Annotated in this window: 15 protein-coding genes; 10 read left to right on the top strand and 5 right to left on the bottom strand. The window is 72.5% G+C overall.

Going from position 1 to position 18,240, the window contains the following annotated elements:
- Positions 1–44 precede the first annotated feature (44 nt).
- The gene (locus tag ACFFHC_RS01460; RefSeq protein ID WP_379802583.1) at positions 45–188 is read left to right on the top strand and encodes a hypothetical protein; all 144 of its coding nucleotides are present in this window, start codon (positions 45–47) and stop codon (positions 186–188) included.
- A gap of 304 nt (positions 189–492) precedes the next feature.
- Positions 493–1,161 carry an ABC transporter ATP-binding protein gene (locus tag ACFFHC_RS01455; RefSeq protein WP_379802582.1) on the top strand — a complete coding sequence of 223 codons (669 nt, stop codon included), beginning with the start codon at positions 493–495 and terminating at the stop codon, positions 1,159–1,161.
- A gap of 73 nt (positions 1,162–1,234) precedes the next feature.
- Here the strand turns inward: ACFFHC_RS01455 and ACFFHC_RS01450 are convergent, their stop codons facing one another.
- Positions 1,235–1,387: a hypothetical protein gene (locus tag ACFFHC_RS01450; protein WP_379802581.1), complete on the bottom strand. Its 153-nt coding sequence runs from the start codon at positions 1,385–1,387 to the stop codon at positions 1,235–1,237.
- Positions 1,388–1,683: 296 nt separating this feature from the next.
- On the opposite strand from ACFFHC_RS01450, the gene ACFFHC_RS01445 reads away from it, so the two are divergent.
- Positions 1,684–3,279 carry a hypothetical protein gene (locus tag ACFFHC_RS01445; protein ID WP_379802580.1) on the top strand — a complete coding sequence of 532 codons (1,596 nt, stop codon included), beginning with the start codon at positions 1,684–1,686 and terminating at the stop codon, positions 3,277–3,279.
- 39 nt (positions 3,280–3,318) lie between these two features.
- Here ACFFHC_RS01445 and ACFFHC_RS01440 read toward each other — a convergent pair whose 3' ends face one another.
- Positions 3,319–4,299: an NAD(P)H-quinone oxidoreductase gene (locus ACFFHC_RS01440; RefSeq protein WP_101849890.1), complete on the bottom strand. Its 981-nt coding sequence runs from the start codon at positions 4,297–4,299 to the stop codon at positions 3,319–3,321.
- Between the two features lie 159 nt (positions 4,300–4,458).
- Between ACFFHC_RS01440 and ACFFHC_RS01435 the strand changes: the two genes are divergently transcribed.
- Together ACFFHC_RS01435 and ACFFHC_RS01430 are read left to right on the top strand one after the other, a co-directional pair.
- Positions 4,459–5,040 (top strand): copper chaperone PCu(A)C, encoded by a 582-nt coding sequence (locus ACFFHC_RS01435; RefSeq protein WP_181443183.1) that lies wholly within the window; start codon positions 4,459–4,461, stop codon positions 5,038–5,040.
- A gap of 9 nt (positions 5,041–5,049) precedes the next feature.
- On the top strand, positions 5,050–6,357 hold the full coding sequence (locus ACFFHC_RS01430) for a Dyp-type peroxidase (RefSeq protein WP_101849888.1): 1,308 nt from the start codon (positions 5,050–5,052) through the stop codon (positions 6,355–6,357).
- A 167-nt stretch (positions 6,358–6,524) separates the two neighbouring features.
- Here ACFFHC_RS01430 and ACFFHC_RS01425 read toward each other — a convergent pair whose 3' ends face one another.
- Complete coding sequence (locus tag ACFFHC_RS01425) at positions 6,525–7,265, bottom strand: IclR family transcriptional regulator (RefSeq protein WP_070705408.1); 741 nt, start codon at positions 7,263–7,265, stop codon at positions 6,525–6,527.
- A gap of 173 nt (positions 7,266–7,438) precedes the next feature.
- Between ACFFHC_RS01425 and putP the strand changes: the two genes are divergently transcribed.
- Together putP and hutH are read left to right on the top strand one after the other, a co-directional pair.
- Entirely contained in the window at positions 7,439–8,944 is a 1,506-nt protein-coding gene (gene putP / locus ACFFHC_RS01420; protein WP_379802579.1) for a sodium/proline symporter PutP, read from the top strand.
- Between the two features lie 104 nt (positions 8,945–9,048).
- Positions 9,049–10,677 (top strand): histidine ammonia-lyase, encoded by a 1,629-nt coding sequence (gene hutH / locus ACFFHC_RS01415; protein WP_083323604.1) that lies wholly within the window; start codon positions 9,049–9,051, stop codon positions 10,675–10,677.
- 215 nt (positions 10,678–10,892) lie between these two features.
- Here hutH and ACFFHC_RS01410 read toward each other — a convergent pair whose 3' ends face one another.
- Both ACFFHC_RS01410 and ACFFHC_RS01405 read right to left on the bottom strand, forming a co-directional pair.
- The gene (locus ACFFHC_RS01410; protein ID WP_379802578.1) at positions 10,893–11,756 is read right to left on the bottom strand and encodes a hypothetical protein; all 864 of its coding nucleotides are present in this window, start codon (positions 11,754–11,756) and stop codon (positions 10,893–10,895) included.
- Positions 11,757–11,779: 23 nt separating this feature from the next.
- Entirely contained in the window at positions 11,780–12,526 is a 747-nt protein-coding gene (locus ACFFHC_RS01405; RefSeq protein ID WP_379802577.1) for a DUF6318 family protein, read from the bottom strand.
- 202 nt (positions 12,527–12,728) lie between these two features.
- On the opposite strand from ACFFHC_RS01405, the gene fdh reads away from it, so the two are divergent.
- Genes fdh through nrfD form a run of 3 tightly spaced genes read left to right on the top strand, consistent with a single transcriptional unit; the run spans position 12,729 to position 18,207 of the window.
- A complete protein-coding gene (gene fdh / locus ACFFHC_RS01400) occupies positions 12,729–16,046 on the top strand; it encodes a formate dehydrogenase (RefSeq protein WP_379802576.1) in 3,318 nt (1,105 codons plus the stop codon).
- Positions 16,043–17,071, top strand: a complete 1,029-nt coding sequence (locus ACFFHC_RS01395; protein ID WP_101850097.1) for a 4Fe-4S dicluster domain-containing protein — start codon at positions 16,043–16,045, stop codon at positions 17,069–17,071. Before fdh ends, ACFFHC_RS01395 begins: the two co-directional genes overlap by 4 nt.
- Positions 17,068–18,207, top strand: a complete 1,140-nt coding sequence (gene nrfD, locus ACFFHC_RS01390; protein WP_379802575.1) for an NrfD/PsrC family molybdoenzyme membrane anchor subunit — start codon at positions 17,068–17,070, stop codon at positions 18,205–18,207. The genes ACFFHC_RS01395 and nrfD overlap by 4 nt, the downstream gene beginning before the upstream one ends.
- Positions 18,208–18,240: the final 33 nt, after the last annotated feature.

The raw sequence follows: 18,240 nt of genomic DNA, 5'->3' as shown, positions 1-18,240 counted from the left end.
CGATGCGCCCCACACACGGCGTCATCACACACAGGGAGAACATCATGCGAAAGGTCCTTGCGGCCACAGCTGCCGTGCTCGTCATGACCGGCGGCTCAGCTGCGGCGGGGGTGGCGGTCAGCGCGACCACCGGTGGTCATGCCAAGAACTCCGGCGGATCCGACTGGAGCCGTCACATCTACGTCTGAGACACCCTCGACGACGGCCACGAGATGGAAGGGCAGGCCCGCATGGGCGGTTACACCGCATTCGTGCGCGATTCCGCCGGGGGTTCCTGCGGCCACATGGTCCAATCGACCAGCATCAAGGAGTTCCGCTCCTGCCGGCTCAAGCTCATCGACAACTGCGGGGGCTGGGTGGCTCCCCGCCGCTGAGTCCGTGCTGGAGCGCGGGACGGCCCAGGTGGTCGTCCCGCGCTCGTGTCCTCCGGTGTGCACTCCCGGTCGGGAGTCCCTTCGTTCCTTTCCGTCCTGTGTCGTCTTGCCTAGAGAGGTGCGTCGTCTGATGACTGTTCCCGCGTTGGAGCTCGTGGAGCTCGGTGTTTCGTATGACCGTCCGGTGGTGGAGGGTTTCTCGCTGCGGGTGGAGCGGGGCGAGTCGGTGGCGTTGATGGGGCCGAGCGGGTCGGGCAAGAGCAGCATCCTGTCCTGCGTGGTGGGGATGCAGCGGCCCACGCGCGGCCGGGTGACCGTGGACGGGCACGAGATGTCCTCGCTGCGGGCGGGACAGCGAGCGCGCCTGCGGCGTGAGTTGGTGGGGGTGGCCTACCAGGAGTCGGGTTTGTTGCCGGAGTTGTCGGTGGCCGAGAACGTGGCGGTGACGTTGTTGTTCGACGGTGTGCCGCGGGGTGAGGCGTTGGGGTTGGCGCGGGAGTCGTTGGCGGCGGTGGGGTTGGCCGGGCATGCGGACAAGGCGGTGGACGAGATCTCTGGTGGGCAGGCGCAGCGGGTGTCGATCGCGCGGGCGTTGGTGCGGCCGGGGGCGGTGTTGTTGGTGGCTGATGAGCCGACGGCGAGTCTCGACCGGGTGGCGGCCGGCGAGGTGATCGACCTGATCGCCGAGCGAGTGCGTGCGCGGGGTGTGGGGGCGTTGATCGCGACGCATGATCCGGCGGTGGCTGCGGCGTGTGATGCCGTGGTGGACCTGCGGGGGCGGGCGTGAGTTCGTCGTGGGGTGCTGCCTGGCGGGTGGCGCGGGGGTTGGCGTTGTCGGGCAGCCCCCGGCAGCGGTGGCGTCAGGTGAGTCTGGTGGTCTCCTCGGTGGTGGCCACGGTGGCGCTGTTGGTCGGGGTGATGCTGGTGCGGCAGGTGGTGCTGGCCGACGCGCACCTGGGCGCCCGCCAGCCCGTGATGGGGGCTCCTGCCACGGCCACCTGGGCAAAGACCATGCCGGTGCTTCCTGGTGGGGTGGGGCAGATTCCGGTGCAGTGGATCGAGCCCGACCCCGGTCACGAGGACGACCCGGCTCTGGTGCCGCCGGGGTTGGACCGGTTGCCCGCGCCGGGTGAGGCCGTGGTTTCGCCGGGTCTGGTGCGGCAGGGGCTGACGGCCGAGGACCTGGGGTTGCGGCCGAGCACGGCCGGGTCGGGTGAGGGGGGGTGTCATCGGGGACGACTTCCTGATCTCCCGGAGCGAGGGCTACGCCATCGCTCGCCCGCCACAGGGGCAGCAGCTCGACCGAGACATGTCGGAGCGCATCTCGGGATACGGGCCCGGCGAGTCGAAGGTGACCTGGACCGAGACCACGCTCGACGTGCCGGCAGGTATCCCGGGACTCATGTCCGTTCTCGCGCTCGTGGTGTTCCCTGCGGTGCTGCTCCTGGGCACGGCGGCGCGAGCGGTGTCCGGCGTCACCCGGGATCGTGCCCGGCACCTGTGGGCGCTGGGCGTCAGCCGCGTGGCGATCCGGCAGGTGGTCGTCCTCGAGACGGCTGTCCTGTGCGGGCTCGGTGCCGCGGCGGGTGGCCTGCTGTGGGGCCTGACTCTCAGCCACCGAAACTCCTGGCCCGGCAACGACGCCCTTCTCCTGCCGGCTGCGCGGATCCCCCTCTGGTGGGCCCTGCCCGTCGTGCTCGGGGTCGTCCTGCTGGGGTCGGTGTGGGCGGCCACGGCGAGCACGTCGGAGCGACGTGCCGGTGCTCGGTTCTCGCTCGGTGACTGGGGGTTGGCCCCGCTGGTCCTCGGTCTGCTGGCTCTGGCGGTCGCCATCCCCCTGCCCGTGTGGTTGGGCTCCGCCAGCTCCGACTTCTCGCTCTTCATGCTCATGGGGGGTGCCGTGCTGGTCATCGTCGGGCTACCGCTCGGCCTGCCCGTGCTGTCACGGTGGGCGGCACGGCTGTTCGCCCGGTCGGCCCACCCCACCCGGTGGCTGGCGGCCAAGCGTCTCGGGGGTGGTGCCACGCGCCTGGCCAGGGCCGGTGCGTTCGTCGGGGTGCTCGTCTTCATCGTGGGTTCCGAGGTGTCGTTGTACAACGGCACCCAGAGCGGCCCCGCCTTCGCCCAGGCGGCGGGGGAGACCAAGGTCTGGAGCGCCTACTGGGACGACGCGCCCGCGCGATTCCCGGATGACCTGGCGCAACGGGCTGCGGCGGCGGGCGGAGAGGTGGCCCGATCGCGGGTGGGTGCAGACGGGTCCCGTCATGGCACGGCGGTGGTCTTTCGCGACTGCCATGCCGCGCGGGAGTTCTTCGGCATGGACGTACCCGTCGACACCTGTGGGGGTGCGTCCACGGAGGGGGCTGATGCAGTGCGTCTGTTCACGGACGTGGCCATCGGGGACCCTGAGCGGTGGGAGCCGTCCGACACCGTGTACGTCAGTGGGCCACTGGACTGGGACGCGGCCGATGCCCTACGGCTCTTCGAGGGCACCACGAGGCCGGCGGTGATGCAGGTGCTGGGGCCGGACGACGACTTCCAGCACCCGGGCACCGACTGGATGCGAACCGGCGTGCTCGCTGCGTCAGCACTCCTTCTGGTGGGTCTCCTGCGCACTTTGGGCGACCGTGCCCTGGAATCCGCGCAGGAGCACCGCCTGCTGGAGCGGGCGGGGCTGGACCCGGCAGAGGCGGCTCGCACCACGATGGTGGCCACGCTCCTGCCGGTGGTGATCTCCGTGCCCATCGCCCTCGTCGCGGCGTGGCTGTTCGCGTACGTCGGGGGCACTGCGGACTACACCCAGCAGAACTACCTGGAGGTCACACTGGTCGCGCTCCTGACGGCTGGCCTGTGTGTGGTCGTGATGGTTGCCACGCTGCTGTGGCAACGGCGTCGGGCGGACTGAGGAAGGTGTCGGGGTTGGCTGCGCCGCCCCGAGATCACCTCAGCCCACCCGCAGCACCACCTTGCCGACGTGCTGGGACTCCTTGAGCAGCTGGTGTGCCCGCTGTGCCTCGGTGATCGGCAGCACCTCCTGCACCACCGGGCGGATCTCCCCGGCCTCGATGCGGGGCCAGAGGTTCTCGCGCACGGCCGCCACGATGCGGGCCTTGTCCGGGCGGGGCCGCCCTCGCAGGGAGGTGGCCTGCACGGTGAGGCGGCGCTGCAGCATCAGGCCCAGGTTGATCTCGCCCTCGCGCCCGCCCATGAGGCCGATGACGACGAGCCGGCCGTCCTTGGCCAGGGCCTGCAGGTTGCGGCCCAGGTAGTCGGCGCCGATGAGGTCGAGGACCACGTCGACGCCGTCGGCGGTGGCGTCGCGGACGGCCTCGACGAAGTCGGTCTCCTTGTAGTTGACGAGGATCTCGGCGCCCAGCTCGCGGCAGCGGTCGAGCTTCTCCTGCGAGCCGGCGGTCACGGCCACCCGGGCCCCCAGCGCGCGCGCCACCTGGATGCCCATGGTGCCGATGCCGGACGAACCGCCGTGCAGCAGGACGGTCTCCCCGGCGGCCAGGTGCCCCGCATCGACGAGGTTGGACCACACGGTGCAGGCGACCTCGGGCAGGGCGGCGGCGGTCACCAGGTCGACGCCCGCGGGGACGGGCAGCAGCTGGCCCACCGGCACGACGACCTGCTCGGCGTAGCCGCCGCCGGCCAGCAGGGCGCAGACCTCGTCGCCCACCTGCCAGTCGCCCGTGTCGCCGGCGCCCAGGGCGGCGATGCGGCCGCTCACCTCCAGGCCGATCACCTCGCTCTCACCGGGCGGCGGCGGGTACTTGCCGGCGGCCTGCACCAGGTCGGCCCGGTTGACGCCGGCGGCCGCCACCTCCACGAGGACCTCGCCCTCGCCGGGGGTGGGGTCCTCGACCTCGGACAGGGTCAGGGCCGGCTTCTCGCCGGAGTCGTCGATCACGATGGCGCGCACAGTGCCTCCTCGATGGGGTGTGCCCCGACCCTAGTGAGTCGTCGGCGGCACGGCGCGAGGAAGGGTGACAGAACAACTACGCGACGTCGTAGAACTTGGTATCCTCGGCGTCCTCGTGCGGCAGGCGGCCGCACCCGCACCCGCTCCGTGGAGGAAACCATGCACCGTCGCCTCATCGCCCTGGCAGCCACCGGGCTGCTGTTCGTCACCGCCTGCTCGCAGGACGGGGCCTCCGACGGCGACGGCAGCAGCTCTGATGCGGCGACCAGTTCCGATGCGGCGACCAGCTCGGGCGCGGCCTCGGGTTCGCAGGACCCGTCGACCCAGTCCCCGCCCCCGGTGGGGGCGGTCGGCCTGTACGACGGCTGGGTGAAGGCCACCGAGGACGACATGACGGCCGTCTTCGGGCGCCTGCAGAACCCGTTGCCGGTGGACGTGACCTTCGTGAGCGGTTCCACGGACGTGGCGGAGTCGGTCGAGCTCCACGAGGTCGCCGGTGGGTCCATGCAGCCCGTCGAGGGCGGCATGACCGTTCCGTCGGGTGAGGTCCTGGAGCTCGAGCCCGGCGGCCTCCACATCATGCTGATGGGGGTCAAGAAGCCGATCGTCGCCGGTGACGAGGTGGTCATCACCCTCGAGGACGCCGACGGCAAGACCTACCCGCTCACCGCCGAGGCGCGCACCTTCGACGGCGGGGGCGAGAAGTACTCCGGCGGCGACGGCCACGACCACGAGCACTGAGGAGGGCGCGTGACCTCCCGGACCCCGCGTGAGCCCGCCGGCGGGCCCGCCAGCCCGTCGCGCCGCAGCCTGCTCGGCGGTGGGCTCGTGGTGGCCGGCAGCGGCCTGGCCGGGTTCGCCGGCGCCCGCGCCACCGAACGACCTGCGGCGGTGCCGGCGCGCACCGAGACGCTCGCCCCCGGTCCGGCCGACGCGCTGGAGCCCGGGCGGCGCCGCCTGCTCACCCTGCCGGCCGACGCCGCATCGCCGGAGGAGGGCGCGTCGGTCGAGGCCCGCACCGTGGTGGACCCGCGCGGGCGCACCCAGGCCGGGGTGCTCACCGCGCCGCCCGCGCACGCCACGTGGGTGGCGCTCGACCTCGTCGAGGGTGCGGACCGTGACTCCCTGCGCCGCGTGATGCGGCTGTGGACCGCCGACATCGACCGCCTCACCCGGGGCGAGGGCACGCTCACCGACACCGAGCCGTGGCTGGCGGCGCTCCCCGCATCGTTGACCGTCACCGTGGGGTGGGGGCTCGGCGCGTACCTGGCCGCCGGGCTCGAGGCGGAGCGCCCCGCCTGGTGCCGGCCCCTGCCCGAGGTGGCGATCGACGGCGAGCTGGACCCCGGCTGGAGCGACGGCGAGCTGCTGCTGCAGGTGTGCGGCGACGACCCGCTGACCGTGCAGCACGCCGTGGGGCAGCTGGTGGCGTCCGTGCGCGACCTGGCCGTGGTGCGCTGGCGGCAGAACGGGTTCCGGCGCAGCCACGGCATGGCCCGCCCGGGTGCCCCGATGCGGAACCTCTTCGGCCAGGTGGACGGCACCAACAACCCGGGGGAGCGCGACCTGCCCGGGCTGGTGCACCGGGCCGACGGTTCCACCGCGATGGTCGTGCGGCGCGTGCGCTTCACCATGGACACCTGGGCCCAGGCACCGCAGCGGGTGCGCGAGGAGGCCATCGGGCGCGACCTGGCGCGCGGGGCGCCGCTCACCGGGAGCCACGAGCGCGACCCGGTGGACATCACCGCCCGGCACCCCGACGGGCGTCCCGTCATCCCGCACGACGCCCACGTGCGCCGCGTGGTGGACGCCAACCCGCGCCACCGCTTCCTGCGCCGTCCGTACAACTACGACGACGGGGGCGGGGACAGCGGACTGTTCTTCGTGGTGTTCTGCCAGGACCCGGCGGAGCAGTTCGTGCCCATCCTGCGGCGGATGGCGCAGAAGGACGCGCTCAACGAGTGGACCCGGCACGTCGGGTCGGCGGTGTTCCACGTGCTGCCGGGTGTCCCGGCCGGCGCGGACGCCTACCTGGGGAGCCACCTCCTCGACTCCTGACCGGGGCGGACGCGCCTTCCCAGCGCCCGCCCCGTCCTGTTCCCTCGCCCCCTCCCTCTCGTCCCCCTCCCGTTGAGTCGTCGCTTCTGGGGGTCAGGGGCACGCTCCAACCCCGACGGGCGACGACTCAACATCACCGAGGGGGCAGCGGGCTCCCGGCCCCGCCCTCACCCGAGCCGGCGTGCCACCTCCGCCGCCGCCTCCTGCGTGGCGGCCTCCATCGCGGCCACCTCCTCGGCGGACACGCGCTCGTGCTCGTAGGTCACCGCCACCGCCGCCGCCGGCACCCCCACGCGCCCGGGGGAGTCCACCGCCACCGCCACCGACGACAGCCCCGGCGTCACGGTGTCCCGCTCCCGCGCGATGCCGTCGGCCCGCACCGCCTGCAACGCCTCCCGCAGCGCCCGCGGCGTGCTCGGCGCACCGTCGCGCGCCACGAACGACCCCGCCTCGGGGAACAGCGCCCGCACCTGCTCCCGCGGCAGCGCGGCCAGCAGCGCCAGCCCGCTCGCGGTCCACGGCGCCGGCATCCGCACCCCCACGTCGGTCACCAGCGACGGCCTCCGGGGTGCCCGCTCCTCGGCCAGGTAGAGCACGTCCGTGCCGTGCAGCACCGCCAGGTGTCCGTTCTGCTGCACCCGGTCCACCAGCCGCCGCACCAGCGGCTGCCCCAACCGCTGCACGGACTGCTGCCGCGACGAGGCGAAGCCCAGCTCGTGCGCGGCCAGCCCCAGCATCCACTTGCGCTCCTCGGGCAGGTGGGTCACGAAGCCGGTCTCACGCAGGTCGTCCAGCGCCCGGTAGAGCGACGCCCGGGGGATGCCGGTCTCCCGCGCCAGGTGCCCGGCGGCCACGGGCGCGGCGTGGTGGGACAGGGCGCGCAGCACCAGGAGTGTGGGATGGGGCACAGGCAGAGGGTGTCACGATCTGGGCACGTCACCGGAATCGCCGTCGACGTGGGTGGGGTGCGGCCCCCGAGCGGCGTACCGTTCTCCCCGACAGACGCGCGCGCGACCGCCGCGTCGTCCCCGAACACATCGTTCATCCTCATCCACGCACCATCCGAAGGGAGGGTCCTCCCGTGGACACCTCAACCTGGCAGCTCGCTGCCATCGTGCTCTACTTCGCCATGATGGTGGCCATCGGCTTCTGGTCGATGACGCGCACCACCGACAAGGGCGACTACATGCTCGGCGGCCGCGGCCTGGGCCCGATCGCCTCGGCCCTCTCCGCCGGCGCCGCCGACATGTCCGGCTGGCTCCTCATGGGTCTGCCGGGCGCGCTGTACGCCTCCGGCCTCGTCGAGCTCTGGATCGCCATCGGCCTCACCGTCGGCGCCTGGGTCAACTGGAAGTTCGTCGCCCCGCGCCTGCGCTCCTACACGGAGGTCGCCGACGACTCCATCACCGTGCCCAGCTTCTTCAGCGCCCGCACGGACGACGAGAAGGGCCTGCTGCGCATCACGGCCGGCATCATCATCCTCATCTTCTTCACCTTCTACGTGTCCTCCGGCATGGTGGCCGGCGGCCGCTTCTTCCAGGCCTCCTTCGGCACCAGCTACCTCACGGGCATGCTCATCGTGTCCAGCGTCGTCATCCTCTACACGCTGGTGGGTGGCTTCCTCGCGGTGTCGTACACCGACGTGGTGCAGGGCCTGATGATGGCCGCCGCACTGGTCATCGTGCCGATCGTCGGCATGATCCACCTGGGTGGCCCGGGTGAGACCGTGGACGCCATCAAGTCCGTGGACCCGCACGTGCTCACGATGGTCGGTGGCGGCCTGACCGCCATGGGCCTGGTGTCCTCGCTGGCCTGGGGCCTGGGCTACTTCGGCCAGCCGCACATCATCACGCGCTTCATGGCGCTGCGCACCCCGCACGAGGCCGTGGCCGCGCGCCGCATCGGCATCGGCTGGATGGCGCTGGCCTGCCTCGGTGCCGCCGCCACCGCGCTGGTCGGCATCGGCGTCTACCAGCGCGATGCCGCGAAGCTGGCCGACCCGGAGACGGTCTTCATCGACCTGGGCATGCTGCTCTTCCACCCGTTCATCGCGGGCCTGATGCTGGCGGCCATCCTGGCGGCCATCATGTCCACCATCTCCAGCCAGCTCATCGTGTCGTCCTCGGCGCTCGTGGAGGACATCTACCTGGGTGTCACCGGCAAGGAGCTGCACGGCACGGCCGGTGCCAACGTGGGCCGCGCAGCCGTGCTGGTCATCGCCGTCATCGCCGGTTTGCTCTCGCTCAAGCCGTCGGACACCATCCTCGAGCTGGTGGCCTTCGCGTGGGCCGGCTTCGGTGCGGCCTTCGGCCCGATCGTGCTGCTGTCGCTCTACTGGCGTCGCCTGACCACGGCCGGTGCGCTGGCCGGCATGGTCACCGGTGCCGCGGTGGCCTTCGTGTGGGGTCGCTTCCTCGAGGGCGGCGTCTTCGAGCTGTACGAGATCGTCCCGGGCTTCGTGCTCAACCTCGTGGTGGCCGTGGTGGTGTCCCTGGTGACGCCGGAGCCCGGCCCGGAGGTGCGTGCCGAGTTCGACGAGGCCGTGCGCCGCACCAAGCGCGAGCAGGCGGCCATCGCGGGTCTCTGACCCCCGGCCGGTCCGCGCCCACCGCAGGGGCGGTGTCCCAGATCTGGGACACCGCCCCTGCTGCGTCGCTGGCCCCGCTCCCGGCGGCGCGGTTCGATGTGCGCATGACGCCGATCGCGACCCCCGCCCCCACCGACGCCCCGCAGACCGTGGTCCTCAGCCCGGCCCCGCTGACGCCCACCGAGGTCATCGCCGTGGCCCGCCACGACGCCCGGGTGGAGCTGGGTGACGAGGCCGTCGCCGCCATCCGCGCCGCACGTGAGCGCGTGGACGCCCTGGCCGACGACACCACCCCGCACTACGGCATCTCCACCGGGTTCGGCGCGCTGGCCAACACCTCCATCCCCACCGAGAAGCGCTCTCGCCTGCAGGTGGGCCTGGTGCGCTCCCACGCGGCCTCCTCCGGCCCCGAGGTGGAGCGCGAGGTGGTGCGCGCCACGATCCTGCTGCGCCTGCACACCCTGGCCACCGGCCGCACCGGTGTCTCCCCGGAGGCCGCGCAGGTCTACGCCGACCTGCTCAACCACGGCATCACCCCGGTGGTGCGCGAGTTCGGTTCGCTGGGCTGCTCGGGCGACCTGGCCCCGCTGGCGCACTGCGCGCTGGCCGTCATGGGCGAGGGCGAGGTGCGCGTGGGCTCCGCCGAGCAGGTGGACGAGCGCGGCGTCTCCACCGGTGCCGTGCAGCCGGCCGGCGCCGCGCTGGCCGCGGTGGGCGTGGAGCCCGCCGAGCTGCGCGAGAAGGAGGGCCTGGCCCTCATCAACGGCACCGACGGCATGCTCGGCCAGCTGCTCATGGCGATGGCGGACCTGCGCCACCTGGCGAGCGTGGCCGACGTGACCGCCGCCATGAGCATCGAGGGTCTCCTGGGCACCGACGCCGTGTTCGCCGAGGACCTGCAGGCCCTGCGCCCGCAGGCCGGTCAGGCCGACTCCGCGGCCAACCTCCGCGCGGTGCTGGCGGGTTCCGACATCGTGCAGTCCCACAAGGACGACTGCTCCCTGGTGCAGGACGCGTACTCGCTGCGCTGCGCCCCGCAGGTGGCCTCCGGCCTGCGCGACACCCTGCGCCACGCCGAGACGGTGGCCACCTCCGAGCTGGCCGCCGCGGTGGACAACCCGGCCGTGCTGGCCGACGGCCGCGTGGAGTCCAACGGCAACTTCCACGGCGCCCCGCTGGCCTACGTACTGGACTTCCTGGCCATCCCCGCCGCCGACCTGGCGAGCGTGGCCGAGCGCCGCACCGACCGCTTCCTGGACCCGGCCCGCAACAACGGCCTCAACGCCTTCCTGGCCGAGGACCCGGGCACGGACTCGGGTCTGATGATCGCCCAGTACACGCAGGCCGCTTTGGTGAGCGAGCTCAAGCGCCTCGCGGTGCCGGCGAGCGTGGACTCCATCCCGTCCTCGGCCATGCAGGAGGACCACGTGTCGATGGGGTGGTCGGCCGCCCGCAAGCTGCGCCGCACCGTGGACGCGCTGCGCCGCGTGCTGGCCATCGAGCTGTACACCGCCGCGCGCGGCATCGAGCTGCGCGGCGTCGAGCGTGGCTCGGCCGAGTCGCCGGTGGCGCCGTCGCCGGCCACGGGTGCCGTCATCGCCGCGCTGCGCGAGACCGTGCAGGGCCCGGGCGAGGACCGCTACCTCTCCCCGGAGATCGAGGCCACCGTGGAGTTCATCGCCTCCGGCCGTGCCCTGGCCGCGGCCGAGGGTGTGACCGGCCCGCTGCGCTGACGCGGACCCGTCCACGGCGCCCGGGGAGCAGGCCTCCCCGGGCGCCGTCGTGGGTGCATGGCCGGGCGGCGCTGGGCTCTGCTGTGCTCTTCCCGTTGGGTCGTCGTTCGTTGGGGTGGGTGGGGTGTGTCGACCCCGGTGCGCGACGACTCAACGCTCTGGGGCCGCCGGCGGCTGCCCGTGGGCCGTCGGCCGGGTCGCCCGGGGTGGGCGGGTCAGGGGTTGGGGACGAGTTGGGTGACCAGGGTGGTGGGGGTGAGGGTGGTGGGTTCGCCCTTCACGGTGACCTCGAGGCCGAGGGGGCGCCAGGGGCCGTTGTCCAGGGAGTAGCGGCCGGTGTAGGTGGCGGTGATGCGGGGGTGGAGGGTGCCGGCCTTGGTGTAGGTGTGGGTGATGTTGCCGTCGGGGTACTCGCCGCCGGTGTCGACGGTGGGGCCGTGCTGGTCGCCGTCGCCGAAGTGGTAGGTGACGTTCTTGAGTTCGGGGAGGATCTTCAGGTCGTGGCCGAGCATCTGTGATGGGGGGATGGTGCGGGTCTCGTTGGGGCCGTAGCCCTTGTCGGCGAAGGTGGTGGTGAAGTAGACGGGTTTGTTGACCAGGGGGTCGGTGCGGGGCGGGTCCCAGGTGGGGGCGGGTAGGGCGAACTTCGTGACCTTGAAGGCCTTGGCGATGCGCTTGTCGGCCACTTCCCCGGAGCGGCCGGGGACGGCCTCGGGGTAACACGTGACACCGGTGAACGACCAACCTTGGACGACCTCGTCGTCCTGGGTGCGCAGGATCCGTTCGGAGATGGTGACCAAGGGGCCGTCGCCCAGGTAGCCGTCGCAGCCGTGGCGCGAGAGGTTGCAGTCCGCGCCGTGCTCGTCGGGTCCGGGGCGGATGCCCGGGCAGGTGTGTTGGACGACGTACTCGTAGTACAAGGTCGGAGGCTTCCCGGGCGCCGGCGGCGCGGACTTCGGCGGGTTCTTGTCCTCAAGCTGCTCGAGGTCTTTCAGCGTCAGGCCCGTCGAGACTCCGTCGTCGTACTCCTGACATGCGAAGTCATACTCATCCGCACACTCGGCGGGCCCGTTCGCCACAGCCGCGAGCAAGGCCAAGGTGATCACGAGGCGTCCGGCTCGTAGTAGGGGGCGTCATTGGGGTGCATCTTCTCGATCGTCCACCCCTTGTCATAGGTAAGGCGGAAGACGTATCCAACCTCCGGCAGCTCCGTGGTCTTACCGACGACGGACCCGGTCTCGTCCCGGATCACGCTCGCGTTCTGGCGGAACGCCACGGTGATTTCGTAGCCATCCCCCATGCTGTGAGGCTCCCCCGCCCCGAGCACTTCATAGACCACCTTGTCAGCTTGAGCATTCTGTTCCGCAGACTGCTGCACCACGCGGACGTGGCGGGCGCAGGTGTTGCAGTCCTCACCGGCGTACTTGTCCAGGACTCCCGCCTTCGGGTGCTCGTAGAGGTAGCTCAGGGTCTCGATGTACCAGCGGGCGAAGGCCTCGGCACCCTCGGCGGTGTTCTCCTTCGCGGCGGCCGGCATCGGCGGCGGGGCCGGAACCTCGCTGGAGCTCTTGCTCGGCCGGGGCGAGTGCGGGGGGCTGGACTCGTTCGAGGGTGAGGCATCAGCCGAGTCGGACTCGCTCGGTGTGGGAGACCCAGAGGACTCCTGCGCGTCCGGCGACCCCGAGGAACCCGAGGCACTCGGCGAGGTCACGGGCACGGAGGGCTCCACCGCATCAGGCGTGGTCGACGACGACCCGCCACCCTCCGCATCGGAGGAGCACGCCCCCACCAACAGGGCCCCGCACACGGCGAGCACGGCGGTCTTCACGGGCAGCGAGCGAGTGGGCATGAGGGGTCTCCCGGTGCGACGAAGGGCAACACCGGCACCTTGGCACAGCGCGTCACCCCGCCGGCAGGGTTTTCCACAGGTTCCCGATAACGATTCCCCCAAGACACGTCGACGGCCCACTGCCCCTGCGGAGGATCCACCCCTCGCAGTTGTCGGTCCCGGGTGGCAGGATGACCCGCGACGACGGAACGAGGTGACGGTGATGGGCATCCCCACCCCCCTGAACTGGCCGGTGCTGCGCCAGTTCCGCGAGGGCGACCCGCTGGGTCGCGGACGCGCGGTGACCAGCCGTGCCACGCGCGAGACCAGCAACCGCACCGTCACCGCCGACCGCGTGGCCCAGAGCGTCTGCCCGTACTGCGCGGTGGGTTGCGGCCAGCGTGTCTTCGTCAAGGACGAGAAGGTCGTCCAGATCGAGGGCGACCCGGACAGCCCCATCAGCCGCGGCCGTCTGTGCCCCAAGGGCTCGGCCAGCGAGCAGCTGGTCAACAGCCCCACCCGTGTCACGCAGGTGCTCTACCGGCGCCCCGGCGGCACCGAGTGGGAGGTGCTGGACCGCGACACCGCCATCGACATGGTGGCCGACCGCTTCCTGGAGTCCCGCCGCAACGGCTGGCAGGACCATGACGAGCACGGCCGCCCGCTGCGCCGCACGATGGGGGTCGCGGCCCTCGGCGGCGCCACCCTCGACAACGAGGAGAACTACCTCATCAAGAAGCTGTTCACCGCGGCGGGCGCGGTGCAGATCGAGAACCAGGCGCGTATTTGACACTCCGCCACGGTCCCCAGTCTGGGGTCCTCGTTCGGACGCGGCGGCGCCACGCAGTCGTTGCAGGACATGGCCAACGCCGACTGCATCGTCATCCAGGGCTCGAACATGGCCGAGTGCCACCCGGTGGGTTTCCAGTGGGTCAGTGAGGCCAAGAAGCGCGGTGCGCGGATCATCCACGTCGACCCGCGGTTCACGCGCACCTCGGCCGTGGCCGACACCCACGTGCCCATCCGCGTGGGCACCGACGTGGTGCTGCTGGGTGCCCTCATCAACCACGTGCTGAGCAACGGGCTGTACTTCGAGGAGTACGTCCGGGCGTACACCAACGCCGCCACGCTGGTGCGTGAGGACTTCCGCGACACCGAGGACCTCGACGGCCTGTTCTCCGGCTACGACCCGGAGAAGGGCTCCTACGACACCGCCACCTGGGCCTACGCCTCGCCCGACGACGGCGGCGTGGAGGAGTCCGAGGGCGGCCACGAGCACGGCGGGTCCAAGAGCCAGCGCGCCGAGGGCGAGTCCCACGGCTCGGGTGGTCCCGCGCTGGAGCACGCCAAGGTGATCCGCGACGAGACGATGCAGGACCCGCACTGCGTGCTGCAGGTGCTGCGCCGCCACTACGCGCGCTACACGCCCGAGATGGTGCAGGAGGTCTGCGGCATCCCCCCGGAGCAGTTCGCCGACCTGGCCGATGCCGTGACGTCCAACTCCGGCCGTGAGCGCACCACCTGCTTCGCCTACGCGGTGGGCTGGACCCAGCACAGCCTGGGCGCCCAGTTCATCCGTGCGGCGGCGGTGCTGCAGCTGCTGCTGGGCAACATGGGCCGCCCCGGCGGCGGCATCATGGCGCTGCGTGGGCACGCCAGCATCCAGGGCTCCACGGACATCCCCACGCTGTTCAACCTGCTGCCGGGCTACCTGCCCATGCCCACGGCCGGCAAGCACGACACCCTGGAGGACTACGTCTCCTCCATCTCCTCGCCGCGGCAGAAGGGCTACTGGACCAGCGCCGACGCCTACACCGTCAGCCTGCTCAAGGCCTGGTGGGGCGATGCCGCGACGCCGGAGAACGACTTCGCGTTCGACTACCTGCCCCGCATCAACGGCACGCACGGCACCTACCAGACGGTCATGGGCCAGATCGCCGGCGACGTGGAGGGCTACTTCGTGCTGGGGCAGAACCCGGCGGTCGGCTCGGCCAACGGACGCATGCAGCGCGAGGGCCTGGCGAACCTCAAGTGGCTGGTGGTGCGCGACTTCCAGCTCATCGAGTCGGCCACCTTCTGGAAGGACGGCCCGGAGGTCGAGTCCGGGGAGTGGCGTCCGGAGGACATCGACACCGAGGTGTTCTTCATGCCGGCGGCCAACCACGTGGAGAAGGCCGGCACCTTCACGCAGACCCAGCGCCTGCTGCAGTGGCGCCACCAGGCCGTGCAGCCGCCGGGCGACGCGCAGAGCGAGCTGGAGTTCTTCCACGAGCTGGGCGTGCGCATCCGCGAGCGCCTGGCCGACTCCACCGACCCGCGCGACCGGCCGCTGCTGGACCTCACGTGGGACTACCCGCGCGACGAGCACGGCGAGGTGGACGGCGAGGCCGTGCTGCGTGAGGTGAACGGCCGCCACCTGACCGGCGAGAAGGCCGGGCAGATGCTGGACTCCTACACCGAGATGCGGGCCGACGGCTCCACCGACGGCGGCTGCTGGATCTACACCGGTGTCTTCGCCGGTGGGGTGAACCACTCCAAGAACCGGGTGCCCGGCCGGGAGCAGGACGAGACGGCCGCGCAGTGGGGCTGGGCGTGGCCGGCCAACCGCCGCATCCTGTACAACCGTGCCTCGGCCGACCCCGAGGGCAGGCCGTGGAGCGAGCGCAAGAAGCTCGTCTGGTGGGACGCCGAGGCGGGCCGCTGGACGGGTGACGACGTGCCGGACTTCCCGGCCGACAAGGACCCCGCCTACCGCCCGGACCCCGACACGGGGGGCGCGGAGGCGCTGGCCGGCGACGACCCGTTCATCATGCAGGCCGACGGCAAGGGCTGGCTGTACGCACCCAAGGGCATGGTCGACGGCCCGATGCCGGCGCACTACGAGGCGCAGGAGTCGCCCGTGGCCAACGTGGTCTACGGGCAGCAGGCCAGCCCCACCCGGGTGCTCTTCCCGCGGCAGGACAACGTCTTCGCGCCGAGCGCGGGGGCGGCGGGCTCGGAGGTCTACCCCTTCGTGTTCACCACCTACCGCCTCACCGAGCAGCACACGGCTGGTGGCATGAGCCGCTGGCTGCCCTACCTGGCCGAGCTGCAGCCCGAGATGTTCTGCGAGGTCTCCCCGGAGCTCGCCGAGCTGCGTGGGCTGGAGAACGGCGGGTGGGCCACCATCGTGAGCCCGCGTGCCGCCATCGAGGCCCGGGTGCTGGTCACCGAGCGCATGCGCCCGATGCAGGCCGGCGACCAGGTGGTGCACACCGTGGGCCTGCCGTACCACTGGGGCGTCGGTGGCGAGGCCGTGGTGTCCGGTGACGCCGCCAACGACCTGCTGGGCGTGGCGCTGGACCCCAACGTGCACATCCAGGAGAGCAAGGTGGGCTCGTGCGAGGTGCTGCCGGGCCGCCGCCCGCGCGGTGCCGCGCTGGCCGAGCTCGTGGAGGAGCACCGCCGCCGCGCCGGGGCCACGCCGGAGGTGGGCACCGACAACGCCGCGGTGACCACGCGCGCGGAGCTGGCCGAGGAGATGGAGGGAGACCCCCGATGAGCCGTCTGGGCAACCAGCTGGCCGGACCCACCGACCCCGCGGCCGACGCGGGCTGGGAGCCGACCCCGCGCAAGGGCTTCTTCACCGACACGTCCATCTGCATCGGCTGCAAGGCCTGCGAGGTGGCGTGCAAGGAGTGGAACGCGCTGCCCATGGACGACCTGGGCGCCACCGGCAACTCCTACGACAACACCGGCGACCTGGGCGCGAGCACCTGGCGGCACGTGGCGTTCGTGGAGCAGTCCGCCGAGCGCATCGAGACCGCGCGGGAGTCCGGGCGCCGGCTGGTGGACCTCGGCATGCCGTCGGTCGGTGCGCCCGCCGTGCCCGATGGGGGAGCGCCCGCCCCGTCCGGCGGGCCGGTGACCGACCTGCTCGCCGCCCAGCAGGCCCGGGCCGAGGGCACGGTGCCGGACTTCCGGTGGCTCATGTCCTCGGACGTGTGCAAGCACTGCACCCACGCCGGCTGCCTCGACGTGTGCCCCACCGGCGCGCTCTTCCGCAGCGAGTTCGGCACCGTCGTGGTGCAGGCCGACGTGTGCAACGGCTGCGGCTACTGCGTGGGGGCCTGCCCGTTCGGCGTCATCGAGCGGCGCGAGGACGAGACCGGGGGCCGTGGCCACGTGGACGGCGGTGAGGTGCCCCGCATCGGCATCGCCCAGAAGTGCACGCTCTGCTACGACCGCATCGGCCACGACCAGACGCCCGCCTGCGCGCAGACCTGCCCCACCACGTCCATCCAGTTCGGCGACCACGACGAGATGGTGCGCCGCGCCCACGAACGCGTGGACCTGCTGCGCGGCAACGGCTTCCCGGAGGCGCGGCTCTACGGCGCCAACGAGCACGACGGAGTGGGCGGCACCGGGTCGGTGTTCCTGCTGCTCGACGAGCCCGAGGTGTACGGCCTCCCGCCGGACCCCGTGGTGCCCACCGCCCACCTGCCGCAGATGTACCGCACCGCCGTGGGCGCCGCCGCCGGGCTGCTGGGCGCCGTGGCCCTGTCCTTCCTGGGAGGCCGCCGGTGACCACGAGCGAGTTCGACTCCTACTTCCCGGCCGAGTACGCCGGCCCCCGGCGACGCCGCCGTCGGGGCGCCGCGCGCGATCTGGCCGCCCGGGGCACCGACTGGCTCACCGGCCGGGCGCGGGGCCGCGGTGAGCAGCCGGTGGTCCCGGAACCGGAGTTCTCCAGCTACTACGGGCAGGGTGTGGTCAAGGCCGTGCCGTGGCGGCACGAGATCAGCGTCTACCTGTTCACCGGCGGTGTGGCCGGCGGGTCGGGGCTGCTGGCGGTCGGCGCGCACCTGGCCGGTCACGACGCGCTGCGCACCAGCGCGCGCCTGACGGCCCTGGCGGCCGCGGGCGCGAGCGGCGTGGCCCTCATCGCCGACCTGGGGCGGCCCGAGCGCTTCCTCAACAGGCTCCGCACGCTCAAGCTCACCTCGCCCATGTCGGTGGGCACGTGGATCTTCAGCGGCTACAGCGCCAGCGCGGGGCTGGCCGCGGCCTGCGAGGTCGACCGCCTGCTCGGCGGCCGCCGCGGTGGGCCGGGCCTGCCGGTGCTGGGGGCGCTGCTCCGCCCGTTCGATGCCGTGGGCACGGCCGGGTTGGCGCTGTTCTCCGCGCCGCTGGCCGCCTACACCGCGGTGCTGCTGAGTGACACGGCCACCCCGGTGTGGTTCGAGAGCCGCCGCCACCTGCCGCAGGTGTTCGTCTCCTCCGCGGCGCTGGCCTCCGGCGGCGTGCAGATGGTGCTGCTGCCCACCGGGGCCGCTGGCCCGGCCCGCCGGCTGGCGGCGCTGGGGGCGCTCGGCGACCTCGTGGCCGTGCACCGCCTCGAGCAGCACCTGGAGCACGAGGGTGTGCTGGAGCCCCTGCACACCGGCCACCCCGGCACGATGATGCGCACCGCCAAGGCCTGCGTCCTCGGTGGCGGCCTGGGAGCTCTCGCGGCCGGCGCCCTGCGTGGCACGCCGGCGGGACGCGTGGTCTCGGTGGCCTCCGGGCTGGCGCTCGCGGCGGCCTCGGCGCTGACCCGTTTCGCCGTCGTGGAGGGCGGTCAGGCCTCGGCCCGCGACCCGCGCTTCACCGTGGAGCCGCAGCGCCGCCGCCTCGCGGCCCGCCGTGCCGCCGGCCAGGTGGGCGACTCCATCACCACCTGAGGCCGTGCGCGCCCGGCCGGATGCGGTCCGTCA

It is taken from the genome of Kytococcus schroeteri, assembly GCF_042433515.1.
Classification (GTDB): Bacteria; Actinomycetota; Actinomycetes; order Actinomycetales; family Dermatophilaceae; genus Kytococcus; species Kytococcus schroeteri.
This window is presented reverse-complemented; position numbering and strand designations above follow the sequence as displayed.

What these genes read in the sequence shown, in the direction of transcription:
- ACFFHC_RS01450 (WP_379802581.1), bottom strand. Translation starts at nt 1,387, where the DNA reads ATGGTCTTTGCCCAGGTGGCCGTGGCAGGAGCCCCCATCACGGGCTGG.
- ACFFHC_RS01460 (WP_379802583.1), top strand. Translation starts at nt 45, where the DNA reads ATGCGAAAGGTCCTTGCGGCCACAGCTGCCGTGCTCGTCATGACCGGC.
- ACFFHC_RS01445 (WP_379802580.1), top strand. Translation starts at nt 1,684, where the DNA reads ATGTCGGAGCGCATCTCGGGATACGGGCCCGGCGAGTCGAAGGTGACC.
- ACFFHC_RS01395 (WP_101850097.1), top strand. Translation starts at nt 16,043, where the DNA reads ATGAGCCGTCTGGGCAACCAGCTGGCCGGACCCACCGACCCCGCGGCC.
- ACFFHC_RS01435 (WP_181443183.1), top strand. Translation starts at nt 4,459, where the DNA reads ATGCACCGTCGCCTCATCGCCCTGGCAGCCACCGGGCTGCTGTTCGTC.
- ACFFHC_RS01405 (WP_379802577.1), bottom strand. Translation starts at nt 12,526, where the DNA reads ATGCCCACTCGCTCGCTGCCCGTGAAGACCGCCGTGCTCGCCGTGTGC.
- hutH (WP_083323604.1), top strand. Translation starts at nt 9,049, where the DNA reads ATGACGCCGATCGCGACCCCCGCCCCCACCGACGCCCCGCAGACCGTG.